Source organism: Sinimarinibacterium arenosum (assembly GCF_005047655.1).
GTDB lineage: Bacteria > Pseudomonadota > Gammaproteobacteria > Nevskiales > Nevskiaceae > Solimonas.
Genome location: NZ_SUKF01000005.1, coordinates 216,357 through 241,171, shown reverse-complemented (window position 1 = coordinate 241,171; position 24,815 = coordinate 216,357). Strand labels below are relative to the sequence as shown.

Below are 24,815 nucleotides of genomic sequence, written 5' to 3'. Positions count from 1 at the left end.
TCACGGACAGACTTTGGAGCCCTGGTATGAACGGACGTGTGTACGCCATCCTCCGTGAGCATTCGCTGATCGCCATCGAGACCGAGCTGCATGGTTTCACGATCGTGGAACTGCTCGGAGCAGTCGATGTTGAGATGGGTGACGAGGTGAGCTGGGACAGCGAGCTGGACCTTGGGAGACAGGTTTATCGGAATCTCAGCACCCAACGCACATTCGAGGTCATGGTCCGATCGCACATGGTGAGTCGAGGCGCAGTCCGGCAATACTTGCAGCCTCTGTGAATCGTCGGCACTGTGCGGGTTGTGACCGCAGTCGGCTGGCCAGGCTGCTGTTGTCCCGATCCTCGACCCGGAGGTCCAACGCCATGCGTCGATCACTCATGCTCTCCCTGGCACTGCTGACGCTCGGGATCTGGCAGTCGGCGACCGGCCAGACCTCGCCAACTTTTGCGGACATGTCCGCGGTCACACAGCGTGCGGCGGAGGCCTATTTCTCTGCCTACATTGCGCGTGACTGGGATGCCCTGGCGCCCCATCTGGCAGACTCGGGCAGCTTTACCGATCCCACCGCAGAGCCGGTGTTCGGACTGGTTGCAGTCAGCGGAAAGATTGCGACGCTCAAGTACTTCCGTCAGAACTACGCCGCGATCAAGGCCATGCAGTTCAATCGGACACGGGCCTACTTTTCCGGAGCGCATGCAGTGTTCGAAGGGACCCTGGACTGGACGCTGACGCTGGACAGCGGCAAGGACGTCGAGACCCGCGGCATGCCGTTTGTCACGATTCTTCGCCTCGACGGAGATCAAGTCGTCGACCACCGCGATTTCGCCGACTATCAGCCTTTCATCGAGGCTTACCGGCAGGTCAACGTGGTCGAGCCGTCCTCGGACGGCGAGACGGATCCCGCAGATCGATGATCATTGGGAAGGGATGAGTGCTGTTGAACAGAATGGGGGATGAATGAACGAGCGTGTGTATGTGGTGCTGCTGATGTTTCTGGCCGGCGGCTTTGCCGCGGCGTTCGCGGTCCTGTGCGTGCCCCCATTGATTGAAAACCCGGATATCGTCGGTGCGGCGATGGCGGGCTTCGTCAATCCGTTCGCCTCCGGGTACGCGCTGGACGCGATCTTCTGCTGGTGCGTGCTGACCGTCTGGGTCATTCATGAGGCATGCACCCGCCAGATTCGCCACGGCTGGATCGCGGTGCTGCTGGGATTGGTCCCTGGCGTGGCGACCGGCTTTGCGGTCTATCTGTTGATGCGCTTGCGGCAAGAGCGTACGGCAGCGTGAACGCACGAGCCGGCAGGCGATCCACTGATGCGCATCTTCTTTGGCGTGGTGCTGCCGCTGCTGGTGCAGACGCTGATCGTCTGGGTCGTTATTGAGCTGAACACCGGCAACGGCTCGTTCGTCGGGCTCGGCGCGATGCTGATCGGAATGGTGGCGATTCCATTGACTGCGATCGTGAACGTTCTGCTAATTCGATCGAGTCGCGAGCGTCCGGTGGCGGATGTCCTCGTGCGCTGCTATGGCTTCGCCGCCATAGCGCCGGCATTGACGATATTGATGATGCTGTTCTGAACGGGATCCGACGCTTGATCGGATGAGGTAGAAAAGAATGCGATTGCAGGGACGCATCGTGTCGTGGAACGACAGCCGCGGATTTGGCTTCATTGAATGGAACGGCGGCGCCGAACGCGTGTTTGCCCATATCAGTGCGTTCAACCCGCGACGACGGACACCGGCGGTTGGCGACGTGGTGACGTATGAGGTGCAGAACGATGCATCCGGGCGCAGGCAAGCCATCAAGATTGCGTATGTCGGGGCAGACTCCGCGCAACCGGTGCGGTCTGAACGGCGAGCACCTTCTTCGTCAAGGAGGATCAGGTTGGGGAAACTGGTGACGCCGTTGGTGCTTGTAACCTTGGGCGCGACTGCTTATCACCGGTATGAAAACGCGCTTCCTCGCGCCGAGGATCTGCAGACGGTGGTCGAAAGGTCACCCCCCGAAAAGGTGCTGGAGCCGCCCCGGTTTGAATGCGATGGCCGCATCCATTGTTCCGAAATGAAGTCATGCGAGGAGGCCACTTTCTTCGTGCGCCATTGCCCCGGGACAAAGATGGATGGAGACGGTGACGGCATTCCGTGCGAAAGACAGTGTGGTTATTGATCAGGAGTGCCGTCAGGGGTGCTCGAATTGTCGATGTGCGTGTAACGGGCGACCGGCAATCAGCAGCGGCGCGGCGCCGCGCATCCACGATCCAAGAACGCCATGCTCAAGTTGCAGCGTATGCCCCTTGGGGAGAGTGCTTGATGCAGACGGTACAGTAGATGGGGAAGATCGATATTGCGGTGTTGCAGTAGGCCCACGATGGTTAGCGCGATACCGGGCGCGACACCTTCAATGGTCGCGGGCACAATGCGCGCCGGCATTCACTGTGGCGGAGCACATCGATGGACCCGATCAGTTGGGACGATTTCATGCGGGTCGAGCTGCGGGTCGGACGCGTGATCGACGCGCGTGTGTTTGCGGAGGCGCGCAAGCCGGCGTATGTGCTGCAGGTGGATTTCGGGCCGGAGCTTGGCGTTCGAAAGTCCAGCGTGCAGATCACGCAGCACTACACCCCGGAGCAACTGATCGGCCGTCAGGTGGTTGCGGTGGTGAATTTTCCGAAGAAGCAGATCGGCCCGCTGATGTCGGAGTGCCTGGTCACCGGCTTTCACGACGCGGATGGGCATGTCGTCCTGTGCGTGCCCGACGCCGAGGTGCCAGTGGGTACGCGTCTGGCTTAGCACTGCGAAGCGCAGGCGCAAATTCAACCGCTCGCGTTTGCTTATGCAGGGGTAGGCGCCCATGATGGCCTGTTATCGGCGCGGTTCTGCGCGGATTTCCCTTCCGCCGGAGCCTCGAAAATGAATACCGTCATGGTTTGTGCCGCGCGCACGCTGCGCCGATGTGCCACGCCTGCGCTGTGCCTATATGCAGTCTGTATGGTTATGCCTGCGGCGGCCGGCGAACGCGAATTCATTCTGCACAACGATACGGGGGGCTCTATCAACGCCCTGTACATCTCGCCGGCGAGCATGAATACCTGGGCGGACGACATGCTGGGCGTCGAGACGCTGGTCGGCGGTGAGAGCGTCACCATCCCATTCGGGCGCAGTGGCGAAGCGGCATTGTGGGACGTGAAAGTTTCGGACGCCGAAGGTGTGGATCAAACCTGGAGCCGCATCAATCTCGGCCAATTGTCGACCTTGACCCTTCAGCGTGAGGACGGCGGCGTCGCTGCCTTGGCTGAATAGCGCCTCACGAGGCAGATGAATGCCGGCTGCGGGCAGCAACTGCCCGCAGCCGTTGCCCCTTAGGCCGCGGGTGTTGCGGTCGGCGTCGAGCCGCCAAACTTGCTCTTGGCAAAGGCCATTGCCTTGTCGCCCAGCTCCTTGAACTTGCCGGACGCCGAGTTCAGCTTGTCGGCCCAGTCCTGGCGCGGCTCCTGGCCTTCGATCGCTTTGAAGTAGGCCTGCATCAGGCAGGTCATCGCGATCGGGTCGATCAGCGCTGCCTTGAATGCGTACGCGGTGATGCCCGTGATCGCGAAGGTCCAGAATCCGGCGACGCCAGGGAACAGCGCAATCATCGCGGCGACCGGGGCGAAGATCAGAATGAAGATCAGCAGCGTCAGCAGCCAGACGAACACCGTCAGCCACAGCGCGTTCTTCAGCAGATTCTTGTAGTTCTGTGCGTAGAGAACGACACCGTCGCGCGCGCCGGCCCATGGATTCTCCTGCTGCGTGCGGATGTTGTAGGCGAGGATCACTTCGTCGACGTAGGTCAGCGACATGTTGATCACCGCCGTGACGAACTTCATCACGTTCTGCAGTGCCGGGATCGGCAGGAAGCTGCTGATCGTCAGCACCGTGCGGTTGAAAGCGCGCAGGATCCCCTTGATCAACTGGTCGACGCCGAACAGCACGGATGATTCGACGAAGCGCGTTTTCACCACCTGCGTCGCATGCGTGATCTGGTTCCTGCCTTCGGGAATCTCCTGGCCGTCGATCAGCGGCACCAGCACGGCGATGTGTCCTGCCTTGACCATGTACAGCAGGTATTCGCGCATGAAGTACAGCACGCCCGAGACCAGTGCAAAGCCGGTGCTCGCGCCCCAGAACGCGCCATTGGCGGCCGCTTCGGCATCGCCGGTGCTGCCGATCAGGTAGCCGATCCCGCCGCCACCGCCGGTGACGATCACATAGGCCAAGGTGATGCCGAAATAAATGGCGAGCCGCAGGCCGATGAACGGCATCGTGCGGAACATCAGGCCGATGGCCTTGCTCAGATCAAAATCCCACATCGTCGTCTTCCTTGTTCAAACGAGTGAATGGTCGTACTCGCCGGCCGCGACACACAACATGCCGGTCGTCAGCACCGCATGAAGCAACGCCAGTACTTGCCGGATCGCCTCATGGCTTCGGTGCGCGGATGCCGGCAAGGCCCTGCTGACTGACCTCGATGGCGCCGCAGGGTTTGCCGGCAAATGCGCATTTGAGTTTTTCGAACCCGACATCGACGAACTCGCAGGCGGCGCCCTGGACGTTCAGGGGCCAGGGCTTGCTGGTGGCGCCAACGTCCAGCGTGTCTCCGACGATACCCACCCGGGGCAGGCTGACCGTTTTCAACGCCGCGCCGGTGCGGGTATCGGACGCGACCAGATTGGTGGCGAAGACTGCGAGCTTGAGTTCGCCGCGGTTCTCGACCTGAAACACGATCTTGCACGCGGGCTCGCCGATGAATTCACCGGTGGTGCCTTGGGCGCTCAGCCGCAAGGTCGCCGGACCCGTGGCTGCGGAGGACTGAGACTCGCTGCCGGCTGGATCGGCACTGCTGTTGCCGCAGGCGCACAGCAGCATCGTCAAGAGTGCTGCGAAAATGCTTCGCTTCATCGGTGCAGCTCCTTCAAAGGACATCAGAAATACGGGACGAGACGGGTTAGTTGAGGCGCATGCGTCTACGGGGAGACACCGGCGGAGACCTGCACCGGTGTACGCGAGATCACCATACTGTCGACGACAAAAACCAGATCCCAGCTGCCGGCGTCGTCGGGTGCGCGCAGTTCCACCACGTCACCCTGCGCGGGCACATAGCTCCAGCCTGCGTATTCGCTGCCGTCGCCGCCCCGCGGGACGAAGCCGATCCAGTTGCTGGTGTTGCGCGGCCCGCGGAACGGAACGTTCAGCGCGGTGGAAGCGGTGACGTTTGCGGCAATCGACATCTCGGCGGTTGCGGCAGTGACAGTCACCGCTTGCGATGCCGCGATCGCCTCGCCTTCGTCGAGCACGTAGCGGTACTCGTAAGCGCCCGGTTCCAGCGGTGTATTGATCGTCAACTCCGATTTCGACCCCTGAGGGCGATCGTAGGCGCCGCCGACGTACGCGCCGGCGCCGCTGCCGGCCGGGGCAAAGCCGATCCAGTGACGGTTGCTGGACGGACCGCTGGCACTGACCTTGACCCGGTCCCCCGCCATCACCGTGGCGGGGCCGCTGACCGATGTCTTTGCCGCGACGACTGTGATCGGCTTGCTGCCGAGCACGCGCTCACCTTCGTTCAGCACATAGCGGATTTCATAGGCGCCGGGTTCGGCGGGGACGTTCAGTTTCAGCGTACTGACATCGCCGGTCGGGCGCTCGTAGTAATTCTTGAGGTAGGTGCTGACGTCGCTGCCGGCGGGTGCAAAGCCGACCCAGTGGCGGGGATCCGCCGGGCCGCGCGCCACCACGGTGATGCTGCCACCGGCTTCGGCGGTATCCGGCGCCTCGATCACCGAGACGGCGTCGCTCACCTCGACCACGGTCTTGGCCAGGACTGGCGGTTCCCGCGTATCACTGACGTAGCGCAGCTCGTAGCGCCCCGGATGTGCCGGCGCATCCAGTTTCAGCACGCCGCTGCTGACGCCCTCAGCAGAGCTCCCGTTCTGTGTGGGAATACGCAGCATTGTCTCGCCCCAGGCATTCGCGCTTTCCTTGGTGGGGTCGACGAAGGCAAGGTAGTCGCCCTTTTCACCGGGGCCGGTCCAGTGCACCTCGACCGGCTGGGTGATGATGGCCGGGCCTTCGGCACGCACGCTGGCCGGCGCCGGTCCCAGTACCGGTTCCGGGGTCGTGCTGGCGCTGACCGCCTCGCTGATCGCCTTGGTCAGCTCGCCCGCATCGCGGGCCTCGAAGTATTCGCCACCGGTGTTCTTCGCGAGGCACTGCAGCTGTTCGCGCGCCTTACCTTCGGGCAGGTCGAAGCCGATCACATGCGCGGTGAAATCCACGCCGAGCTTTTCCAGCTCGGTGCCCAGCGCGCAGGGGTCGGCGTTGCAGGTTTCCTCGCCGTCGCTGACGAGGATGACCGTCGCCTTGTGTTCGGTGAACTTGAGCTGTTCGGCCGCCATCCGGACCGAGGCGCTGATCGGTGTCATGCCCTTGGGGGTCAGCGCATTGACCTGGCTGCGGATCGCCGCGGCGTCGAAGCCTTGGGCCGGGCGCAGCACCTCGATGTCCTCGCAGTCGCCCTTGCGGCGATGGCCGTAGGCGATCAGGCCGAGCGACTGGTCGGCCGGCCACTGCTTGAGCATGCCGTCCACGGCGTCGCGCGCCAGTTCGATCTTGGTCCTGCCCTGAAGCTGGCCCCACATTGAACCGGAGGCGTCCAGCACCAGAATGGCGGACTCGCCGTCACCGGCAGCCCTGGCAGCGGGCACGAGCAACGGCAGACAGGACAATGCGGACGCCAGTACAGACGCCCGTGCGAAAAATTTCATCACGGTATGAGCTCCAGAAATCAGGACGCGTGCCGGACCCCCGATGCACGCCCCAGTTAATCTATAAAACGGTGTCAGCGGCAAAAGTGCGACACGTCACGTCTGAGGCGATGATGGGCGTCCAGTGGTGGCTCATTTCCAAACACGCATGATCACTCTGAAAATTTTGACCGTCTTGCTGCAGCCGCTGGGAGCGGCGCTGCTGGCCCTGTTGTTTGCGCTGCTGCTGTGGCGGCGACGTGTGGGCTTGGCGCGCGGCCTGACCGGGGCGGCACTGGTCTGGCTGTGGCTGTGGTCGATGCCGTGGGCCTCGGAGGCGCTGCGTGCGAGTCTGGAACAGCGCTATCCGATGCGCGCCCCGGATGATTTGCCACAGGCCGATGCCATCGTGCTGCTCGGTGGCGGGATTGAACCGGCGGCCCCGCCGCGGCGGCTGGACGTGGACGTCAATTCTGGCGGCGACCGCATGATCTACACGGCGGCGCTGTATCACGCTGGCAAGGCGCCGCTGATCATCGTCAGCGGCGGGCGCCTGCCGTGGACGCCGGGCACGCAGTCGGAAGCTGATGCGATGGCCGCACTGCTGCAACAGCTCGGGGTACCGGATGCAGCGGTGCTGCGCGAGGGCCGCAGCCGCACCACGCGTGAGAACGCACGCTACACGCGGGACCTGCTGGCTACGCGCGGGATCCATCGGGTGTTGCTGGTGACTTCTGCACTGCACATGCCGCGCTCGATGCGGAACTTCGAGACGCCGGGTGTGGAATTCATTGCGGCGCCGACCGATGTTGAGGTGGTCGAGCGTGCGCACGGCGTGCTGGATCTGCTGCCGGATACGCGCGCGCTCGATGGCAGTGCGCGCGCCTTCAAGGAGTATCTCGGATTGCTGCACCAGGCCGTGCTCGGCGCCGATTGAGCGCCGCCGGATTCAGCGCTTGCTCAGAACCGCGTAATAGAAGCCGTCGTGCGCGCCGCCCGGCGCGATGCGGCGACCGAACTCGGTGGCCTCGCCCCAGCTGGTATCGATTTTCTGCAGCTGCGCGTCCGCGTGCAGCAGCTTGAAGCGTTTGATGACTTCGTCGCCCTCGTCCCGCAACACCGAGCAGGTGGCATAGACCAGGCGGCCACCGGATTTCAGCAACGGCCAGAGTGCCTTGAGCAGGCGCAGCTGCTGTTGCTGCAGCGCCGGGATGTCGGTGTCGCGGCGCAGCCACTTGATGTCCGGATGGCGCCGGATCACGCCGGTGCCGGAGCAGGGTGCGTCGAGCAGGATGCGATCGAACTTGTATTTGTCCCACCAGCGCGCCGGTTCGCCAGCGTCGCCTGCCACGATCTGTGCTTTCAGCTTGAGCCGCTGAAGGTTCTCGTCAACGCGCAACAGGCGCGTGCCGTCGGAATCGAGCGCGACAACGTCCACCTCCGCGCGCTCCAGCATGTGGGCGGTCTTGCCGCCTGGCGCGGCGCAGGCATCGAGCACGCGCTGGCCATCCTTCAGGTCCATCAGCTCGACCGCAAGCTGTGCCGAGGCATCCTGGACCGAGACCTGGCCGCTGTTGAAGCCGGGGACGCGTTCCACCGAACGTGCCTCGGCCAGTACCACGGCGTCGGGAGCACCTTCCGCTGTGGTAGCGGCGATGTTCATTTCGCCCAGACGCTTCAGGTACTCGTCGCGTGGCATGCGCCGGCGATTGACGCGCAGGCTCATCGGCCCCTGTTGATTGTTGGCCTGCAGCACCGCTTCCCATTGCTGTGGCCAGTCGGTCTTGATGCGGTCAACCAGCCATTGCGGATGCGAGGTGCGGGTTGCCGGCGCGCGCGGCAGCTCGGCTTCGAGCTTGGCTGCTTCGCGGGTGTAGCGGCGCAGCACGGCGTTGACGACACCGCGCATCTGCGGCTTGCGCAAGGCCTGCAACGCGTCGACGGTCTCATTGATCGCGGCGTGTGGCGGGGTTTTCAGGGTGCGCAGCTGATACAGGCCCACCAGGATCAGCGTCAGTACGTTGTCCGTCGCCGTCAGCGGTTTGTCCATCAGGCGCGACGCAATCCACTGCAGTGCGGTCAACTCGCGCAGTACGCCGTAGGCCATCAGACGCACCATTGCGGCATCGGCCGGCAGCGCCAGCTTCTCGGCTGGGCGCAGCGCGTCATCCAGATTGCTGCCGCGCAGGACATGGCTGACGCTAGTGGCAGCGACTGCGCGGACGTTGGCGGGATGCTGTTTGGGTGTCGATGTTGTCATGCTGATCCTCCCATCGCAGTGTGAATCCGACGCGCGAAGGGCGCGCATCATCGCAGGGCGGGCAGCCACTGGCTAGCCGTGCCGCTGCAGGCATGCGCGATGGATCCGGCCCCGCGCGGTCTGGCGATGGCGGCGTGCATGCCCGCGTCTAGGAGAGCGACCTGCGCCCCCTGCACACGCTATGAAGGAGTATGGGAGGCAAGCGGAAGGCGGATGCGGAAATGCGTGCCGGCGGTTGATTCCAGCAATTCGATCTCGCCATGGTGCGCGTGCAGCAAGGTGCGGATGATCGCCAATCCCATGCCGGTGCTGCCACGCGCGCGGGCGGTGGTGAAGAAGGGCTCGAATACTTTTTCCCGATTGGCGGCAGAGATGCCGCTGCCGTCGTCCTGCACATGCAGTTCCGCACGGCCCGAGTGAGCGGCGCTGAGGCGCCACCACAGCCGCACGCTGACGCCGTCGCCGCCGTGCTGGCGCACATTGTCGAGCAGGCTGCTGAGCATCGAATCGAGAACGTCGCCGGCGATCTCGACTTCAATGCCCGGATCGCCGGCGGCCTGGACCGCGAGTCCGCTATCCAGATAGCGCTGCGCGACCGCGCCGGTGACGACGCCCAGATCGGCATGTTCGGCGCCCGCCTGCATCATGTCGGCCCGCGCCAGTTCCAGCAGGCGCCGCACCAGGCGTTCGAGTCGGGCGGTGTCGGCCGAGAGGATGTCGAGAAAGCGCGTGCGCTCTTCGGTCGACATGCCGTCGCCATGGTCGCGCAGCAGCTCCACCGAACCCTGGATCGCGGTCAGCGGTGTCTTGAATTCGTGCGAGACGTGCGCGGCGAAATCGCGAATGTAGGCGCTGCGGGTCTCCAGCGCCTCGGCCATGGCCGCGACGTTCTCGGACAGCTCGGCGATCTCGCGTGTGCCCGGATGTTCCAGCGGTGTGATGGCGCCGCGTTCGCCGCGGGCAGCGCGCCGGGTCTGCCTGATCAGCTGATGCACTGGTCGGCTGATCGTCAGCGAACTGAGCAGCGTCAGCAGCACGACCAGCGCCAGCAGGCCAAGGCCGGCGCGCATCAGCGGGATCCGTTTGCCGTAGATCGCCTGTTTGATGTTGGCTGGCGTGCGGATCAGCAGGATCGCGCCGAGCACACGACCGTCGTGTTCAATCGGTTCAGCGACGTAGACGCGGATGCGGGTGCCGCGCGAGATCGACTCCAGCGGTGGTGGCGGCGAATCCGAGTTGCGCCAGCGCATGCGGCTGACCGAGGCGCCGGTGAGTGCTTCGCGCACTTCCTCCAGCGCTGTCAGCGACTGCCCCGTGTCGTCGCCGGCGCCGTCGCCGGTCGAGGCAACGATGACGCCGCGATAGTCGACCACGCGCATGCCAGCCAGGGTGATGTGCTGCGCCTCGCGCAACATCGGCGTCAGTTCTCGCCCGATCTGCACCGCGAGAGGATCGGCACTTTGTGCCGTCGGTTCGGGATCGGGCGGCCGCGGCCACACTCGATCACTGGCCAGATCCAGTTCGGCCCAGCGCGGGCGCCAGCGACCTTCGGGATCGCGCGGCGGCGGCGGTGCGGTGACCGGCGCCCCGTAGGTTTCCGGTTTGATCGCACGGCGGGTGTTGTGACGATCGGTCCGGAGGCGTTCGAACGCACTGACATAGGCGGCTTCAATGAATGCGGTCTGCGCGATCAGCTCGGATTCGGTCTGGCGGATCAGTGCGCTTTCATACAGCCGCAGCCAGGTAATGCCGCCCAGCGGCAGAAGCAGGATCACCAGATTGATCAGCAGCAGGATTGTGCGCAGGCGCACCCGCGGCAGTTTCACGTGCACGGCCCCAGTTTGTAGCCGATGCCGTGCACGGTTTCGATGGCCTCGCCGGCCGCAGCGCCGCCGGCGTCGGCCAGCTTGGCGCGCACGCGGCGCAGGTGACTGTCGATGGTACGGTCGCTGACGATGCGGTTGAGCTCGTAAGCCTCGTTCATCAGATGATCGCGGGTGCAGACCTTGCCGGGGCGGCTGAGCAAGGTGCGCAGGATGCCGAACTCGGTCGGGGTGAGGTCGAGTTCGTGCGTGTTCCACCAGGCCTTGTACTGTTCGGTGTCGAGCGCGAGGCGGCCATGCTGCAGGCGCGTTGCCGGCGGCTGCACGGCTGCCTGCAGCGCGCGCAGCCGTGCGCGGACCCGAGCGACCAGTTCACGCGGGGAGAACGGTTTGGACACGTAGTCGTCACCGCCGAGTTCGAGCCCGACGACGCGATCGATTTCATCATCTTTCGAGCTGAGGAAGATGATCGGCAGCGCGGCGTGGCGTGGGTCGGCGCGCAGCCGGCGGCAGACTTCAGTGCCGTCGAGTTCCGGCATCAGGATGTCGAGCACGACTAGGTCCGGCGCCTCGCTGGCGACGCGCTGCAGCGCCTGCTCACCGTTGTCGGCCACACAGGTTTGATAGCCGGCCTTGTGCAACGCGAAGCACACCACTTCGCGGATGTTGGCATCGTCGTCCACCACCAGAATCTTCGCCACGCAGCGTTCCTCATGAATGCCGGTGCAGCTTAGCAGTGCGTTCGCCTGCAAAAAGGCGCTCCGGTCCGCTTGCACAGAATCTGCACCAAGTTCCGCGAAACCTGCACCGCGATGGCGTCGGCACTGCACGCGCGCTGGACAGACTCGTCTCCCATCGAGGGTCACCGCACACAGGGAGACGCAGATGCGGAGTTTCGGGCACCAGGTCATCAACCATCTTCCTCTCGCCTTGCTGGCGCTGGGCGCGGGCGTGCTGGCGGTATCACCACTGCTGTGGCTGCTCGCCAGCTGGCGCGAGCCGGCCTACAACCCGCAGGGCCTGTGGGTCGCGCTGGCGGTGCTGGCGTTGGGGTTGTGGTCATACAGCAGCGAACAGCGGCCGGGCAGTGATCAGAACCGGCGCTACGCCTATGCGTTGCTGACGCTGAGCGCGCTGGTGCGTCTGGTCGGACAGGTGCTGCGGGTCAATGTCATTGGCGCGCTGACCCTGGCGGTGGACGTCTACGCACTGGCGACGCTGGCCGGACTGCGCCAGCGCCAGCGCGCGGTGTCGCCGCTGTGGCTGTCGCTGCTGTTTGCGTTCTCGCTGCCGCTGGAGCGCGTGGTGCAGCGCCTGATCGGTTTCGGCCTGCAGCAGCTGTCCGCTGACGGTGCCTGTCTGCTGCTGGGCCAGATCGCGGGTGAGGTGCACTGCGTCGGCACGCGCATCCTGATCGCCGGGCAGGACGTGCTGGTCGATCTTCCGTGTTCCGGTGCGCGGGGTCTGACCCTGGTACTGACGGTGTTCGTTGGTCTGGCGGCAGTGGTGCGGCCGAACGGGCGACAGGCGGTGACGGGTTTTGCGCTGGCGTTGTCGGCCGCGTTGCTCGGCAACATTCTGCGCATCGCGCTGCTGGCACTGGGCCTGGCGTACTGGCCACAGATCGACTGGATGGATGGTTTCTGGCACGCGCTGCCGGGGCTGGCGGCGCTGACCCTCGCGTTGCTGCCGTTGCTGCCGTTGCTCGCCTGGGCGCGGCGGGTGCCGCCGCAGATGCCGCGCATCATCGTGCCGGCGCCGAGTTCGAGTGCCGCGGCCATGACCGGACCACGCGGTCGGCCGACGGTATTCACTGCGATCGGCTTCCTGTTGGTCGCACTCGGCTCGGTGTCGGCACCGGCGCGACCGCTCGACGTTTCGCATGCCGCCGTGGCTGCCGAGCTGCCGGCTCGCATCGGCGGATATGCAGCGCAGACGCAGTCGCTGTCGGCGATGGAACGCAGCTACTTCGCACAGTACGGCGGCGCCGCGGCCAAGGCCGGCTACGGTCCGTTCGGTTTGCTGACGGTGACGACGACGGCGCCGCTGCGGCATCTGCATGCGCCGGACGAATGTTTGCGCGGGGCTGGGCATCGCGTCGACTACCTCGGGCTCGACTACCGCCGTGCAGGCAGTGTGGTGCTGCCAAGTGCGCTGTACCGCAGCGTCGATCCGGACGGTCGGGTCTGGCGGGTCGCCGTGTCCTACGTCTCTGATCGCGGCGAAGTCGCCGGCAGCGTCGCCGAAGCGGTATGGCGCTGGCTGCAGGCGCCTGGCAGCACCTGGACCCAGCTGCAGCGGGTGACGCCGTGGTCGCTGGACCCGGCGGCGCGCGCGGATTGGGACGCCGCGCTGCTGCGCGCCTATGACCTGCCCGGCGCCGAGCCGGCGCAGACCGGTTATCGCGTGGCCGACGCGCGTTGAACTTCCTTGATCGCCTTCCTCTTTCCACTGCCTGGAGATTCCGATGACGCATAGCCTGCTCAATCGCACACTGGTGTTCGGTCTGTTCGTGCTGTTGCTGTTCCTGTTGCCGCTGGCGGTTTCGCGAGCGGCGGAACCTCCGGCACTGGCCGGCACGATCGAGGCCGAGATCGATGGCCGGCCGGTGGCGCTGCCAAGCCTCAAAACTGACGTGCGTGCGGAGATTCAGGGCGATCTGGCGACGGTCACGGTGGTGCAGACCTTTGCCAATCCGGCAACGCAGCCCTTGCATGCGCGCTATCTGTTTCCGCTGAATGCCGGTGCCGCGGTCTACGAGATGTGGATGGACGTCGGCGCCGAGCGCGTGCGTGCGCAAGTGCAGGAAGTGCAGCAGGCCGAGAAGACCTTTGCCAAAGCGAAGTCCGAAGGTCGCGCGGCGGCGTTGCTGAAGCAGCAGCGGCCGAACATGTTCACCCAGCAGATCGCCAATCTGATGCCGGGCCTGCCGATTACGGTGACCTTGCGTTACGTGCAGACGGTGCCCAAGGTCGATGGCGAATACGAGCTGGTGGTGCCGCTGGTGGTCGGGCCGCACTTCCAGCCGCCCGGCGCGGATCAGCCGCCGGTAATCGAGGACGCTGACAGCGCGGCATCGGACGTCGCCTCCGAATCCGGGCGCTGGACTCTGGCTGAACTGCCGGAATACCCGCCGGTGTTCGGGCTGAGTCTGCCGCCGCAGATCGACGAGGACCGCGTGTCGCTTCAGATCGATCTGCAGTCGGCGCTGCCGATCCAGTCGGTGTCCAGCCGCACGCATCGGCTGGCGACGCGCGCGGACAGCGCCACGCAGTGGCACGTCGGGCTGGAACACGGGCGCACCATCGACAACCGCGACTTCGTGCTGCGCTACAGCCTTGCCGGTGCGGCCAATACGGCCGGTCTGCTGGTACAGCGTGACCAACGCGGCGGCTATTTTTCCCTGCTGATCGAGCCGCCAGCGGCTCCGGAGGATGCCGACATCACGCCACGCGAGATGGTGTTTCTGCTGGACTGTTCGGGTTCGATGTACGGACTGCCGATGGACGCAAGCAAGGCCTTCATGCGCCAGGCCCTGCGCAAGCTGCGGCCGACCGACAGTTTTCGCATCATTCGTTTCAGCGACAGCGCCACGGAGTTCAGCCGCGAGCCGCTGGCGGCGACCCCGCAGAACATCGCCTCCGGTCTGCGCTATGTCGACGCGCTGCAGGGCATGGGCGGCACGATGATGTCGTCCGGCATTCATCAGGCCTTGGACACGCCGCCGGCGCCCGGGGTCAAGCGCATCGTCACCTTTCTGACCGACGGCTACATCGGCAACGACTACGAGATCCTCAAGCTGGTCGGTGAGCGTCTGGGCGACGCCCGGCTCTACGCCTTCGGTGTCGGCACCGGCGTCAACCGCTTCCTGCTGGATGAGATCGGCCGGGTCGGCCGCGGCTTCACGCGCTACATGGATCCGACCGAGGATGTGGCGGGCGTCGCCAATGAGCTGACCGACCGGCTGCAATCACCGGTGCTGACCGATATCGAGATCGACTGGGGCGGGCTGCCGGTCGAGGCAATGCTGCCGCAGCAACTTCCCGACCTGTTTGCCGGGCAGTCGATCCGCGTGCAGGGGCGGTATCGCGGCGCGGCGGAGGGCGTGATCCGTATCCACGGTCGTGCACGGGGTCGTGCCGCGACCTTGATGCTGCCAGTGTCACTCCCGGAACAGCGCGACGGCGATGCCGTGGGCTTGATCTGGGCGCGCTCGGCGATTGCCGAGCAGATGCGCAGTCTGTCATTGCCGCCGAACTGGTTCGAGCAGCGCGGCGAGCCGGTGCCGCAGCTCGACGACGTGCGCGCACAGGTGACCCAACTGGGGCTGGCGTTCTCATTGGTCACGCGCTGGACCGCGTTCGTGGCGGTGTCCGAGCAGATCGTCAACGCGACGCCGGGCGCTGTGAAGACGGCGGATGTACCGTTGCCGCCGGTGGCCGGAGTGAGTCCGGCAGCCTATGGCGGTTCGGCGCCTGCCTTCGTCGGTGCAGCCGGGCCGGAGCCGGCGACCTGGGCTTCGCTGTTGGTGATCCTGAGTCTGCTGGCGTGGACGGCGTGGGCTCGGCAACGACCACGTCTGCAGCAGGCATCGTCCGGGCAGGCTGACGGTCTGGGTCGGTTGATGTGAGGACGTAGTCAACGGCTTACAGATGCCGTCGCAAGCTTCTAAGGTCGTTGGTCGCTACGGCCAATGGGGGTGCCCGGAGCCAGGTGCTAGTGTTCGTCGCCTTTTTGTTTTTTGCGATTCTGGAGAGAGAAGCATGACGACAGCGCGAAAGTCGCTGGCTGGGGCCGTGATGGCCGCGATTTGTGTGTTGAGCGTGACCGCCTGCGGCAGCAGCGATCCGGGGGCCGACAGCGGCAGCAGCGATGGTAGAGGCGGCAGTTCGGCGGCAGCCAAATGGACCGACTATCAGCGTGTTGAGGACTATCCCAACACCGTCCGGATGCCGGCTGAGTACATCACCATGAGCGACGGCACCCTGCTTTCGGCGCAGGTGATGTTGCCGGCCGATGCCGATGGCACTGTGGTCGACGGACCGCTGCCGGTGATTCTGACCCAGACCGGTTACAACAAGAGCGCGTCCGGCTACGTCGATGGTTTTGCGTTCAATTCCATGCTGGTCAAGCATGGCTACGCGCATGTCGCTGTCGACGTGCGCGGTACCGGCACTTCGCAGGGCACCTGGGAAATCTTCAGCGAGCGCGAACAGCTCGATTACAAGGAAGTGATGGACTGGGTGGCGACGCAGCCGTGGAGCAACGGCAAGGTTGGCACCTGGGGGCCGTCGTTCATGGGGATCACCCAGATCTTCACCGGTGCCTGGCGTCATCCGGCACACAAGGCGATCTTCGCGCTGGTGCCGATGGGCGACGCCTATCGCGACATCGTGTTCACCGGCGGACAGGTCAACGTCGGCTTCATCCCGCTGTGGATCGGTCTGGTCACCGGACTGGGTCTGGTTCCGGCGCAAGCTTCGCCTGAAGCGATTCCGGCCTTGCTGGACCATGTGCTGGGTACCGCCACTTACGACCTGCCGATTATTGCGCAGGCGGTCCTGGGGAGCGGTGGTCAGAACTATGACAGTGAGTTCTGGCGCACGCGGTCGCCGATCGAGGTTGCGGATCGGGTGCGCGTGCCCACCTTCATCGTTGGCGGGCTGCATGACCTGTTCCAGCGCGGCGAGCCGATGCTGTACGAGACGATCAAGAAGAACGCGACGACCAAGCTGCTGATCGGACCGTGGACCCATCTGGATGCCTCGTCTGGCGCCGGCTTGCCGGCGGACGGCGTGCCGGACGTCAATCAGATTGCGCTGATGTGGTTCGATCGCTATCTGCGCGGCATCAACAACGGTGCTGAGTCGGTGCCCAATGTCACACAGTATGTCTACGGCGAGGAGCGTTATGTGGTGTCGCCGGACTGGCCGCATCCGCAGGCGCGTGCCGAGCGCTGGTATCTGCGTGGCGACCGTACCTTGAGCGCCGAGCTGCCGGCGGCCGACGAAGCGTCGCGTTACACCTTGCAGATCCCGGTCGAGGGTCTGTGCTCGGTCAGCTCTGCGCAGTGGACTGCCGGTGTGCTGGGGCTGCTGCCGTTGCCGTGCTTCAGCGGCAGCAACAACATCAACGAACTCCCATTGCTGGGCGCAGTGACCTACACCACAGCGCCGATGGATCAGGACTACTACGTCAACGGTCCGATCGAAGCAGACCTGTGGGTTTCACGTGCGCTGGGAACGGATGCGAGCGTCGCGGTCCGTATCACCGATGTCGATCCCAATGGCGGTTCAACCGAGTTGACCAATGGAACCTTGACGGTGTCGCTGCGCGCGGTCGATTCCAGCCGTTCGCGCTATCTCGATGGTGAAATGATCCAGCCGTGGCATCCGTATACCGAGGCGTCGAAGGCGCCCCTCGTTGCCGGTGAGCCGGCGCTGGCGAACGTTGAAGTGTTTCCGAGCAGTTTCGTGATCAAGGCCGGGCACAGCCTGCGCATCGCGGTCAGCACCAGTGACTTTCCGCATGGACTGCCGCCGGTGACCGATTTGCTGGATCAGGTGCTGGGCGTGCTGCGCATCGACAGCAATGCCGACCATCCGTCCAGCGTGGTGGTTCCGGTCGTGCCGGTCTCTGCGCTGCGCAGTCCGAGCTGATCCGACGGCGCTACCCTCCATCCTCGGCGAGGATGGAGGGAGCACGGGTCGTGAGGCAGAAGCCGGGCCGTGTCGCGCTTACTTCGCGTCTTTCTGCATCTTCTGTTGCATCATCATCGGCATGCATTGCTGCTGATGCGCCTTGAATTCATCAGGGCTGATGCAGCCGTTGCCATCAGTGTCGAGGTCCTCGAACTTCGGCGGGCGCGGGCAGTCGTCACTCTGCATCATGCCTTGACCCTGGCCACCTTTCATGCCCATGCCTTGGCCTGAGCCCATGCCAGGGGTCATCCCGGGGCGTTTTTGCATCTGCGCCTGCTGGCCTTTGGTGAGTTCTTCGGGGCTGAGTTTTCCGTCACCGTTGGCATCAAAGTCGGCAAAGCTCGGCGCATTGGCCATTCCGCGCATCGGCCGGCCTTCCTCGGCCCGTGCCGCCATGCGTTTGGCGCGGGCTTCATTGAATTCCTGTTCGCTGATCGCGCCATCGCCGTTGACGTCGTAGTCGGCGAACGCCATCGGGCCGCGCATCGGCGCCGGTGCGCTGGTGTCCTCGGCATAAGCGCTCATTGCAAGCAAACACAGCGACAGTGCGCCAACTGTTGTCAGTTTCATCAAGCAGTCTCCATCGGTGTTCCGGGCGGCAAGCCTGCGCGTTGCGAATAAAGCTGTCATTGCCACAGATCAATGGACCGGTGACGGGGCGCAAACGATGGATGCGGACCTGCGGCGACGGCCGAAGCACGTTCAATGCCGCTGATCAGCCGGCAACGGCCTTCAGCACGAGCGCATTGCCGCGACGTTGGCGCAGGCGCTAGCCTGCCGCGATGGAGACCCGTCCAGCCGTTGCGCTTGGCCCGGCCGCGCGCGCGCGGCGGAGCGGTCGCGCCCAGGCCTGGCGTCTGGCCGCGCCGGCGCAATCGTCGATGGAATGGTTAGGCAAAGCATCGATATTGGCGGTTCTCTACTTCAGCACGGGGTGGCTGGGCCTGCATCTGGCCCCGCCACCGGGATTCGCGACCGCGATCTGGCCGCCGTCGGGGCTGATGCTGGCAGCGCTGCTGCTGTGGTCGCGCACGGTGTGGCCGGGCGTGTGGCTGGGGTCTTTTCTGCTCAACCTGTGGGTCAGCTACGACCACACCGGATCGCTGACCACGATCGATGCTTTGATCGCAGCCGTGCTGGCGTCCGGTTCGACGTTGCAGGGATTGCTTGGCGCGAGTCTGGTACGCCGGTTTGTCGGCGTGTCGACGGCGCTGGAATCGGGGCCGCAGATCATCCGTTTCATTCTGCTCGGTGGGCCGCTGGCTTGCGTGATTGCGGCGACCGTCGGCATCGGGACGCTTTACCTGTCGGGCCGCATCCCGGCGCAGCAATTCGCCTATAGCTGGATAACCTGGTGGGTGGGTGATTCCATGGGCGTGTTTCTGGTTGCGCCCTTGGCTTTGCTGGCGCTGACCGAGCGCCGCGCCTCGTGGCGTCCGCGCGTCCGGGTGATCGCCGTCTCTGTTGCCTGCTGTCTGGTGGTGGGGGCGCTGGTCGTGGCGGGAACCAATCGCACCGAGCGTCAGCATGCGGTGACCGCATTCGAACAGCACGCCGCCGAGATTGATCGATTGTTGATGGATCGTTTGAACGATGCGCAGGCTTCGGTGCGCGTCATCGGTGAGTACATTCGCTCGGACGAGGAGGTCGATCCGGTCGAGTTTGCCCGACTTGCCAGTGCATTGACCGAGAATCGGCCGGAAATCCGTTCACTGAGCTGGCTTGAAATGTACGAGGTCGAGGCTGGGCAGGGAGTGAAGACTGCAGCTCGGGTGATCTTTGCTTATCCGGCGGATAACAGCGCATCCGGTGTCGGCGAAAATGTCGACGTACCTGGCGTGTTGTGGAACGCGCACCGGCGACTCTCCGAACATTTCTTCTCCCGAACGTCCATCGGTTCGTTCAACGGACATGCCGGGTTTGATCTTTATGGCGTCGTAATCGGTATCAACCGTCACTCCAGCTTGCCGATCTCAGGCTATGTCGTTGCGCGCATCGATCTCGATGCGCTTCTTGCCGATGTCGTCAGTTCCGAGGGGTTCGACACGCTTGCTGTCCATCTGCGCGACGATGTGTCGTCGCAGCATGCGATCGAGAGCGGAGCCAAAGACCTGCGGTGGGCGACACGACATCTGCTGGCGGGACGCGGGCTGCTGGTCGATGTGACGATCAGCGACCAGTACGTGCTGTCGAATCTGTCGCAGCAGGCGTGGCTGACGCAGCTGTCAGTGCTGTTGTTTTCCGCATTGTTGAGCGGATTTCTGATGGCACTGACCGGGCGCTCTGCACGGATCGAACAACTGGTGGAGGAACGTACGCACCAGTTGGAGTACAAGAACGAAGCCTTGCAGCTTGAGATCATGCAGCGCCAGCGCGGTGAGACGGCATTGGCGCACAGCGAGGAACGATTCCGGACCGTATTTGACAGTGCCGGAACTGCCATTGCGTTTGCGGACGCCAGCGGCAATCTGCTCAGTGCCAATGACGCGTTCGCAAAATTGGTGGGCTATGACAGCGGTGAGCTGATCGGCATGCATTTCGGTCAGTTCACGCATCCGGACGATCTGGCTCAGGAAGTCCAGCGAGTGGCTGATATCGCCTCGGGCCGATGCGATCACTATCGGATCGAGAAGCGCTACATCCGGCATGACGGACGCGAGTTCTGGGTGGATGTCACCGTGTCTGCGACACGGAACCCTGACGGCACCGCCGCGTATCTGGTTGCCGTGGTCAACGATATCGACGAGCGAAAACAAGCGGAGCGACATCTGCGCCTGTCGGCGGAGGTATTCGAGCATCTGGGTGAGGCCATCATGATCACCGATGCGGAAAACCGCATCGTGTCGGTCAATCGGGCATTCACGAGTATTACTGGCTATGCGCCGGACGAAGTGATCGGGAGCAACCCGAAAGTGCTGTCGTCGGGGAGGCAGGCACGCGCGTTCTATCAGGAGCTCTGGACCGAGCTGCTCGAGAAAGGCGTGTGGCAGGGCGAAGTCTGGGATCGACGCAAGAACGGTGAGTTGTACCCGCAGTGGCTGAACATCTCCGTTGTGCGGGATGCGGACGGCCGCAGCACGCATCATGTGGCCGTGTTTTCGGACATTTCCGAACGCAAGGCGGTCGAGGAACGCATCCGCTATCTGGCCGAAGTCGACGCACTGACCAACCTGCCCAACCGCGTCGTGCTGTCGGACCGGCTCGAGCAGACGCTGGAGCTGTCACGCCGCGCCGAACAGCAGTTCGCCGTGCTGTTTCTGGATATTGATCGATTCAAGAACATCAACGATTCGCTTGGGCATAGCGTCGGTGACGCCTTGCTGCGCGAAACTGCGATGCGTCTTCGTGCCGCACTGAGAGTAACCGACACCGTGACCCGACAGGGCGGTGACGAATTCGTCATCCTGCTGCCGGATGTTCATGACGAAGATCAGGTTGCGCACCTGGCAAGCAAGATCCTGGAAACGGTGTCACGGCCGTTGAACGTCGAGCAGCACGTGCTCAGCACCACTGCAAGCATTGGTGTGGCGATGTTTCCGTCCGACGGCAACGACGTTGAAACGCTGCTGAAGAATGCCGACGCCGCGATGTACGTCGCCAAAAGTTCAGGGCGCAACAGCGTTCGTTTCTTCACGCGCGACATGAATGCGCGGGTTCAGGAATTCCTGCGTACTGAAACCGACTTGCGTCGTGCGCTCGCCGACGGCGAACTGCGGTTGCACTATCAACCGCAAATCGATGTGCAGAGCGGGGAGGTGGTGGCAGCCGAGGCGCTGGTGCGCTGGCAGCACCCCGAGCGGGGTCTGATCTTGCCGGGTCAGTTCATTCATGTGGCCGAGGAAAGTGGCCTGATCTCGGAAATCGGTGAGTGGGTCATGTACGAGGCTTGCCGCCAGAACCGTGAATGGCAGGAGCGAGGGCTGCGCCGCATCCCGGTGTCGGTCAACCTGTCGGCCATGGAATTGCACCGCGGCGGCGTGGTTGAGCAGGTCGACCGCGTATTGCAGCGCACAGGACTGGGTCCCGGATGGCTGGAAGTGGAAGTCACCGAATCGATGCTGATGCGTGATGTCGAGCAGGTCATCGACGTCCTGCAGCAGCTTCGCGACAGGGGCGTGCTGATTGCGCTGGATGATTTCGGTACCGGCTATTCGTCGCTGGCGTATCTGCAGCGCTTCCCGTTGAGCACGCTGAAAGTCGATCGCAGCTTTGTCCGCGACATCTTCTATGACCGCAACGATGCCGCAATCTGTCGCGCGATCATTGCGCTGGGACGCACCTTGGGGCTCAAGGTGGTTGCCGAAGGCGTCGAGACGCAGGAGCAGATGAATTTTCTGCGCCAGAACCATTGCGATAGCGCACAGGGTTCGCTGTTCAGCTGGGGCGTCCCGGCTGAGCAGATGGAGGTGTTCCTCCGCGTCAAATCAGCGGGTCTGGCCAGTACGGCGTGAAGGATCAGCGAAAGCTTCGGCCGAGCAGCATGCGCCCGCGCTGTGCGTCACCGGCGCGTAGCGGACGGCCGCCCGGCCACTGCAGCAGTTCAATGTGGACGCAGCCGTCACCGCAGGCCACTTCGATGGCGTCATCGCGGCAGGCCAGAATCTGGCCGGGGGCAGCTTGATGCGGCCGAGCCTCGGCGGTGGCAAACAGGATGCGGACGCGCTCGTTGTCCAGCTCAGTCCAGGCGCCGGGAGCAGGATTGAATGCGCGGATGCGCTGCGCCACGACGGTGGCGGGCGCACTCCAGTCGATACGCGCTTCATCTTTGCTCAGCTTGCGCGCGTAGGTCGCGCCCTCGGCCGGCTGTGCGTGTTCGTCCAGCGTGCCCTGCTGCAGTCGGCTCAGAGCGTCGACAATCAGTTTCGCGCCGAGGGCGGCGAGCTGGTCATGCAGCACGGCCGCGGTGCTGCGCTCGGTCAGTGGCACAGTGTCCCAGAGCAGCATCGGCCCGGTGTCGAGTCCGGCATCCATGCGCATGATGGTGACGCCGGTTTCATGGTCGCCGGCTTCGATTGCGCGCTGGATCGGCGCCGCGCCGCGCCAGCGCGGAAGCAGCGAGGCGTGAATATTGATGCAGCCATGTTCGGGGATGTCCAGCGCTGCCTGCGGCAGAATCAGGCCGTAGGCAACGACCACCATAACCTCTGGGCGCAGTGCGCCGAGTTGCTCGCGTGCGGTCGCGTCAAGCTTCTCCGGTTTGAACACCGGCAGGCTCAGCTCGACGGCGCGAGTGGCGACGGGCGAAGGACTGAGTTTGCGGCCGCGCCCGGCCGGTCGGTCTGGCTGGGTATAGACGCCGACAATGTCGTGTCCCGCCGCGTGCAGCGCATCGAGTGCCGAGACAGCGAATTCCGGCGTACCGGCAAATACAACGCGCATAGGCTTGTCAGCTTTCAATGGGGGACTTCCGTCCGGCGACGACGCTGCCGGAACACGGGAGCGGGAAACACAATGCTGCCGGCTCAGGCCGCCTGCTGCTTGCGCAGCTTTTTCAGTAGCCGGTCGCGCTTGATCGTCGACAGCCGGTCGATGTACAGCGTGCCGTCAAGGTGGTCGATCTCATGCTGAATCGCTTGTGCCAGAAGGTCTTCGGCGACCAGTTCGAACGGCTTGCCGTCCCGGTCCAGCGCGCGCATTTTCAAAGAGGTAAAGCGCTGAATCTTGTCCGCCACGCCCGGGACCGACAGACAGCCTTCTTCCATCAATTCGGGATCGGACGTTTCCACGATTTCCGGATTGATGATCACCATCGGTTGCGGCGAAGCTTTGTCCTCGCTGCAGTCCATCACCGCCAGTCGCAATGCGACGCCAACCTGGGTCGCAGCAAGGCCAACGCCCGGCGCGTCGTACATGGTTTCGAACATGTCGTCGATCAGGGTCTGCAGCGCTGCGTCAAAACGCTCGACCAGCTGCGCTTTCTCGCGCAACCGTGGATCGGGGTGGTGGAGGATAGTCAACAGCGCCATGATGTCGGAGTTCTAGACAATGATTCCTTTAGAAACAACTAACAAAGTTGACGGCAACCAATTGAACCGTCTAGAGTTTGCCATTCCGGCGCAACCCGCGGAAAAGGTGCGGCCAATGTCCAAGTATAACGACTCGGCAACGATTTCAGACAGCGCGGCGCCCAGCGTTTGCAAGCTCGCATTTGCGGCGGTCACGCTGCTGGCAGGCTGTGCGCAAACGCCGGAGCGTACGGTTTCCGAGGCGAGTGCTCCGGTTGAGGCGGCTCAATTCGAGCCCGCCGCGGCGCCAGTCGCGCCAGCGGAAGCCGCACCGGTGTCGGTGCGTGCGGATGCGCCATTGCGCTACATCGTCAAGAAAGGCGACACGCTGTGGGACATCGCGGCGTATTTCCTCAATGAGCCTTGGCAGTGGCCCGAGATCTGGTACGCAAATGATCAGATCGCCAACCCGCATCTGATCTATCCGGGCGACGTGCTGACCCTGGTCTGGCGCGATGGCCGGCCGATGCTGACGCGCGATCAGCCGCTGCGGGTTGACCGCGTGAGTCCGCAGGTGCGCGAGTTGCCGCTGGACGAGGCGATTCCGACGATTCCGATTGAAAAGATCCGCGACTTTCTGCGCGGGCCGCGCGTGGTCGGCGCCAAAGCGCTCGACAATGTGCCTTACGTTCTCGCATTTGGTGAAGCGCATCTGGTTGAGGGGGAGGGCAGCCTGGTCTACCTCAAGCGCATGCCGAAGGAGCCCGCCGCCATGTATCAGGGCGTGCGTCAGGGCAAGAAATACATTGATCCGGTTACGCGCCGCTTTCTCGGCTGGGAAGTGGTGCCGGTTGCCGATATCCAGATCCAGATGCCGGGCGACGTTGCGACAGGTCTGATCACCCGCAGCTATCGGGAGACGCGTCCGGGCGATCTGCTGATCGAACCGCCGATGGAGCATTTCGAGTCAAATTTCTTTCCGCACCCCGCGCCGCAAACAGCGGATGTTTACATCATCTCGGTGTTCGAGGGGGTTTCGCAGATCGGTCAGTACAACGTCGTCACGCTGAATCGTGGCGCAGAAGATGGGATCGAAGTGGGTCACGTCTTTGACGTGATGCAGGCGGGGCGCAAGGCGCAGGATCCATACACCGGGCGCCAGGTCGTATTGCCTGAACGCTACGCGGGCGAGTTGATGGTATTCAGGGTTGAGGACCGCGTCAGTTACGCGCTCGTCATGCGTGCGGAGCACGAAATGCATGTGCTCGACCGCGCCAGAGCGCCTGATCCGTATCGCTGAGCGCG

The 24,815-nt window shown here is 64.0% G+C and carries 22 protein-coding genes; 13 read left to right on the top strand and 9 right to left on the bottom strand.

Going from position 1 to position 24,815, the window contains the following annotated elements; genetic code table 11:
• The first annotated feature begins 26 nt into the window (after positions 1-26).
• The 7 genes from E4T66_RS12145 to E4T66_RS12115 all read left to right on the top strand — a co-directional run bounded on the left by E4T66_RS12145 (position 27) and on the right by E4T66_RS12115 (position 3,302).
• Positions 27-281, top strand: a complete 255-nt coding sequence (locus E4T66_RS12145; protein ID WP_136849308.1) for a hypothetical protein — start codon at positions 27-29, stop codon at positions 279-281.
• A gap of 83 nt (positions 282-364) precedes the next feature.
• Entirely contained in the window at positions 365-916 is a 552-nt protein-coding gene (locus E4T66_RS12140; RefSeq protein ID WP_136849307.1) for a nuclear transport factor 2 family protein, read from the top strand.
• 43 nt (positions 917-959) lie between these two features.
• Positions 960-1,289 (top strand): DUF2834 domain-containing protein, encoded by a 330-nt coding sequence (locus E4T66_RS12135; RefSeq protein WP_136849306.1) that lies wholly within the window; start codon positions 960-962, stop codon positions 1,287-1,289.
• A 27-nt stretch (positions 1,290-1,316) separates the two neighbouring features.
• A complete protein-coding gene (locus tag E4T66_RS12130; RefSeq protein ID WP_136849305.1) occupies positions 1,317-1,580 on the top strand; it encodes a hypothetical protein in 264 nt (87 codons plus the stop codon).
• A 37-nt stretch (positions 1,581-1,617) separates the two neighbouring features.
• Positions 1,618-2,169: a cold shock domain-containing protein gene (locus tag E4T66_RS12125; protein ID WP_136849447.1), complete on the top strand. Its 552-nt coding sequence runs from the start codon at positions 1,618-1,620 to the stop codon at positions 2,167-2,169.
• A 284-nt stretch (positions 2,170-2,453) separates the two neighbouring features.
• The gene (locus tag E4T66_RS12120; RefSeq protein WP_136849304.1) at positions 2,454-2,792 is read left to right on the top strand and encodes a tRNA-binding protein; all 339 of its coding nucleotides are present in this window, start codon (positions 2,454-2,456) and stop codon (positions 2,790-2,792) included.
• Between the two features lie 198 nt (positions 2,793-2,990).
• Positions 2,991-3,302 carry a hypothetical protein gene (locus E4T66_RS12115; RefSeq protein WP_136849303.1) on the top strand — a complete coding sequence of 104 codons (312 nt, stop codon included), beginning with the start codon at positions 2,991-2,993 and terminating at the stop codon, positions 3,300-3,302.
• 59 nt (positions 3,303-3,361) lie between these two features.
• Here E4T66_RS12115 and E4T66_RS12110 read toward each other — a convergent pair whose 3' ends face one another.
• The 3 genes from E4T66_RS12110 to E4T66_RS12100 all read right to left on the bottom strand — a co-directional run bounded on the left by E4T66_RS12110 (position 3,362) and on the right by E4T66_RS12100 (position 6,802).
• Positions 3,362-4,351 carry a hypothetical protein gene (locus E4T66_RS12110; RefSeq protein ID WP_136849302.1) on the bottom strand — a complete coding sequence of 330 codons (990 nt, stop codon included), beginning with the start codon at positions 4,349-4,351 and terminating at the stop codon, positions 3,362-3,364.
• A gap of 109 nt (positions 4,352-4,460) precedes the next feature.
• Positions 4,461-4,940, bottom strand: a complete 480-nt coding sequence (locus E4T66_RS12105; protein ID WP_136849301.1) for a hypothetical protein — start codon at positions 4,938-4,940, stop codon at positions 4,461-4,463.
• Between the two features lie 65 nt (positions 4,941-5,005).
• Positions 5,006-6,802, bottom strand: a complete 1,797-nt coding sequence (locus tag E4T66_RS12100) for a VWA domain-containing protein (RefSeq protein WP_136849300.1) — start codon at positions 6,800-6,802, stop codon at positions 5,006-5,008.
• A gap of 148 nt (positions 6,803-6,950) precedes the next feature.
• Between E4T66_RS12100 and E4T66_RS12095 the strand changes: the two genes are divergently transcribed.
• Positions 6,951-7,718: a YdcF family protein gene (locus tag E4T66_RS12095; RefSeq protein WP_136849299.1), complete on the top strand. Its 768-nt coding sequence runs from the start codon at positions 6,951-6,953 to the stop codon at positions 7,716-7,718.
• 12 nt (positions 7,719-7,730) lie between these two features.
• Here E4T66_RS12095 and rsmB read toward each other — a convergent pair whose 3' ends face one another.
• The 3 genes from rsmB to E4T66_RS12080 all read right to left on the bottom strand — a co-directional run bounded on the left by rsmB (position 7,731) and on the right by E4T66_RS12080 (position 11,565).
• Positions 7,731-9,041 carry a 16S rRNA (cytosine(967)-C(5))-methyltransferase RsmB gene (gene rsmB, locus E4T66_RS12090; RefSeq protein ID WP_136849298.1) on the bottom strand — a complete coding sequence of 437 codons (1,311 nt, stop codon included), beginning with the start codon at positions 9,039-9,041 and terminating at the stop codon, positions 7,731-7,733.
• Positions 9,042-9,220: 179 nt separating this feature from the next.
• The gene (locus E4T66_RS12085) at positions 9,221-10,867 is read right to left on the bottom strand and encodes a sensor histidine kinase (RefSeq protein ID WP_211242888.1); all 1,647 of its coding nucleotides are present in this window, start codon (positions 10,865-10,867) and stop codon (positions 9,221-9,223) included.
• The gene (locus E4T66_RS12080) at positions 10,864-11,565 is read right to left on the bottom strand and encodes a response regulator transcription factor (RefSeq protein ID WP_211242887.1); all 702 of its coding nucleotides are present in this window, start codon (positions 11,563-11,565) and stop codon (positions 10,864-10,866) included. The genes E4T66_RS12085 and E4T66_RS12080 overlap by 4 nt, the downstream gene beginning before the upstream one ends.
• Before the next feature lie 184 nt (positions 11,566-11,749).
• Here E4T66_RS12080 and xrtT point away from each other — a divergent pair, with 184 nt between their 5' ends.
• The 3 genes from xrtT (at position 11,750) to E4T66_RS12065 (ending at position 17,523) form a co-directional block, all read left to right on the top strand.
• Positions 11,750-13,288: an exosortase T gene (xrtT, locus tag E4T66_RS12075; RefSeq protein ID WP_169577593.1), complete on the top strand. Its 1,539-nt coding sequence runs from the start codon at positions 11,750-11,752 to the stop codon at positions 13,286-13,288.
• A gap of 43 nt (positions 13,289-13,331) precedes the next feature.
• Positions 13,332-15,494 (top strand): VIT domain-containing protein, encoded by a 2,163-nt coding sequence (locus E4T66_RS12070; RefSeq protein ID WP_136849294.1) that lies wholly within the window; start codon positions 13,332-13,334, stop codon positions 15,492-15,494.
• Between the two features lie 133 nt (positions 15,495-15,627).
• Positions 15,628-17,523, top strand: a complete 1,896-nt coding sequence (locus E4T66_RS12065) for a CocE/NonD family hydrolase (RefSeq protein ID WP_248679660.1) — start codon at positions 15,628-15,630, stop codon at positions 17,521-17,523.
• Positions 17,524-17,601: 78 nt separating this feature from the next.
• On the opposite strand, the gene E4T66_RS12060 is transcribed toward E4T66_RS12065, so the two are convergent.
• The gene (locus tag E4T66_RS12060; protein ID WP_136849293.1) at positions 17,602-18,135 is read right to left on the bottom strand and encodes an EF-hand domain-containing protein; all 534 of its coding nucleotides are present in this window, start codon (positions 18,133-18,135) and stop codon (positions 17,602-17,604) included.
• A gap of 212 nt (positions 18,136-18,347) precedes the next feature.
• Here E4T66_RS12060 and E4T66_RS12055 point away from each other — a divergent pair, with 212 nt between their 5' ends.
• A complete protein-coding gene (locus E4T66_RS12055; protein ID WP_136849292.1) occupies positions 18,348-22,016 on the top strand; it encodes an EAL domain-containing protein in 3,669 nt (1,222 codons plus the stop codon).
• A 4-nt stretch (positions 22,017-22,020) separates the two neighbouring features.
• On the opposite strand, the gene fmt is transcribed toward E4T66_RS12055, so the two are convergent.
• Together fmt and def are read right to left on the bottom strand one after the other, a co-directional pair.
• A complete protein-coding gene (gene fmt, locus E4T66_RS12050; RefSeq protein ID WP_136849291.1) occupies positions 22,021-22,944 on the bottom strand; it encodes a methionyl-tRNA formyltransferase in 924 nt (307 codons plus the stop codon).
• 83 nt (positions 22,945-23,027) lie between these two features.
• Positions 23,028-23,531, bottom strand: coding sequence for a peptide deformylase (gene def, locus E4T66_RS12045; RefSeq protein ID WP_136849290.1), 504 nt, complete (start codon positions 23,529-23,531; stop codon positions 23,028-23,030).
• Between the two features lie 115 nt (positions 23,532-23,646).
• Here def and E4T66_RS12040 point away from each other — a divergent pair, with 115 nt between their 5' ends.
• Positions 23,647-24,810 (top strand): LysM peptidoglycan-binding domain-containing protein, encoded by a 1,164-nt coding sequence (locus tag E4T66_RS12040; protein ID WP_169577592.1) that lies wholly within the window; start codon positions 23,647-23,649, stop codon positions 24,808-24,810.
• Positions 24,811-24,815: the final 5 nt, after the last annotated feature.

Bases quoted from the DNA above. Each gene is read 5' to 3' on its own strand.
- E4T66_RS12070 (WP_136849294.1), top strand. From the start codon at position 13,332: ATGACGCATAGCCTGCTCAATCGCACACTGGTGTTCGGTCTGTTCGTG.
- E4T66_RS12055 (WP_136849292.1), top strand. From the start codon at position 18,348: ATGGAGACCCGTCCAGCCGTTGCGCTTGGCCCGGCCGCGCGCGCGCGG.
- E4T66_RS12125 (WP_136849447.1), top strand. From the start codon at position 1,618: ATGCGATTGCAGGGACGCATCGTGTCGTGGAACGACAGCCGCGGATTT.
- E4T66_RS12140 (WP_136849307.1), top strand. From the start codon at position 365: ATGCGTCGATCACTCATGCTCTCCCTGGCACTGCTGACGCTCGGGATC.
- E4T66_RS12060 (WP_136849293.1), bottom strand. From the start codon at position 18,135: ATGAAACTGACAACAGTTGGCGCACTGTCGCTGTGTTTGCTTGCAATG.
- E4T66_RS12040 (WP_169577592.1), top strand. From the start codon at position 23,647: ATGTCCAAGTATAACGACTCGGCAACGATTTCAGACAGCGCGGCGCCC.
- xrtT (WP_169577593.1), top strand. From the start codon at position 11,750: ATGCGGAGTTTCGGGCACCAGGTCATCAACCATCTTCCTCTCGCCTTG.
- E4T66_RS12130 (WP_136849305.1), top strand. From the start codon at position 1,317: ATGCGCATCTTCTTTGGCGTGGTGCTGCCGCTGCTGGTGCAGACGCTG.
- E4T66_RS12095 (WP_136849299.1), top strand. From the start codon at position 6,951: ATGATCACTCTGAAAATTTTGACCGTCTTGCTGCAGCCGCTGGGAGCG.
- E4T66_RS12120 (WP_136849304.1), top strand. From the start codon at position 2,454: ATGGACCCGATCAGTTGGGACGATTTCATGCGGGTCGAGCTGCGGGTC.
- E4T66_RS12065 (WP_248679660.1), top strand. From the start codon at position 15,628: ATGACGACAGCGCGAAAGTCGCTGGCTGGGGCCGTGATGGCCGCGATT.
- fmt (WP_136849291.1), bottom strand. From the start codon at position 22,944: ATGCGCGTTGTATTTGCCGGTACGCCGGAATTCGCTGTCTCGGCACTC.
- E4T66_RS12100 (WP_136849300.1), bottom strand. From the start codon at position 6,802: ATGAAATTTTTCGCACGGGCGTCTGTACTGGCGTCCGCATTGTCCTGT.
- E4T66_RS12145 (WP_136849308.1), top strand. From the start codon at position 27: ATGAACGGACGTGTGTACGCCATCCTCCGTGAGCATTCGCTGATCGCC.
- E4T66_RS12110 (WP_136849302.1), bottom strand. From the start codon at position 4,351: ATGTGGGATTTTGATCTGAGCAAGGCCATCGGCCTGATGTTCCGCACG.
- E4T66_RS12135 (WP_136849306.1), top strand. From the start codon at position 960: ATGAACGAGCGTGTGTATGTGGTGCTGCTGATGTTTCTGGCCGGCGGC.
- E4T66_RS12105 (WP_136849301.1), bottom strand. From the start codon at position 4,940: ATGAAGCGAAGCATTTTCGCAGCACTCTTGACGATGCTGCTGTGCGCC.
- rsmB (WP_136849298.1), bottom strand. From the start codon at position 9,041: ATGACAACATCGACACCCAAACAGCATCCCGCCAACGTCCGCGCAGTC.
- E4T66_RS12115 (WP_136849303.1), top strand. From the start codon at position 2,991: ATGGTTATGCCTGCGGCGGCCGGCGAACGCGAATTCATTCTGCACAAC.
- def (WP_136849290.1), bottom strand. From the start codon at position 23,531: ATGGCGCTGTTGACTATCCTCCACCACCCCGATCCACGGTTGCGCGAG.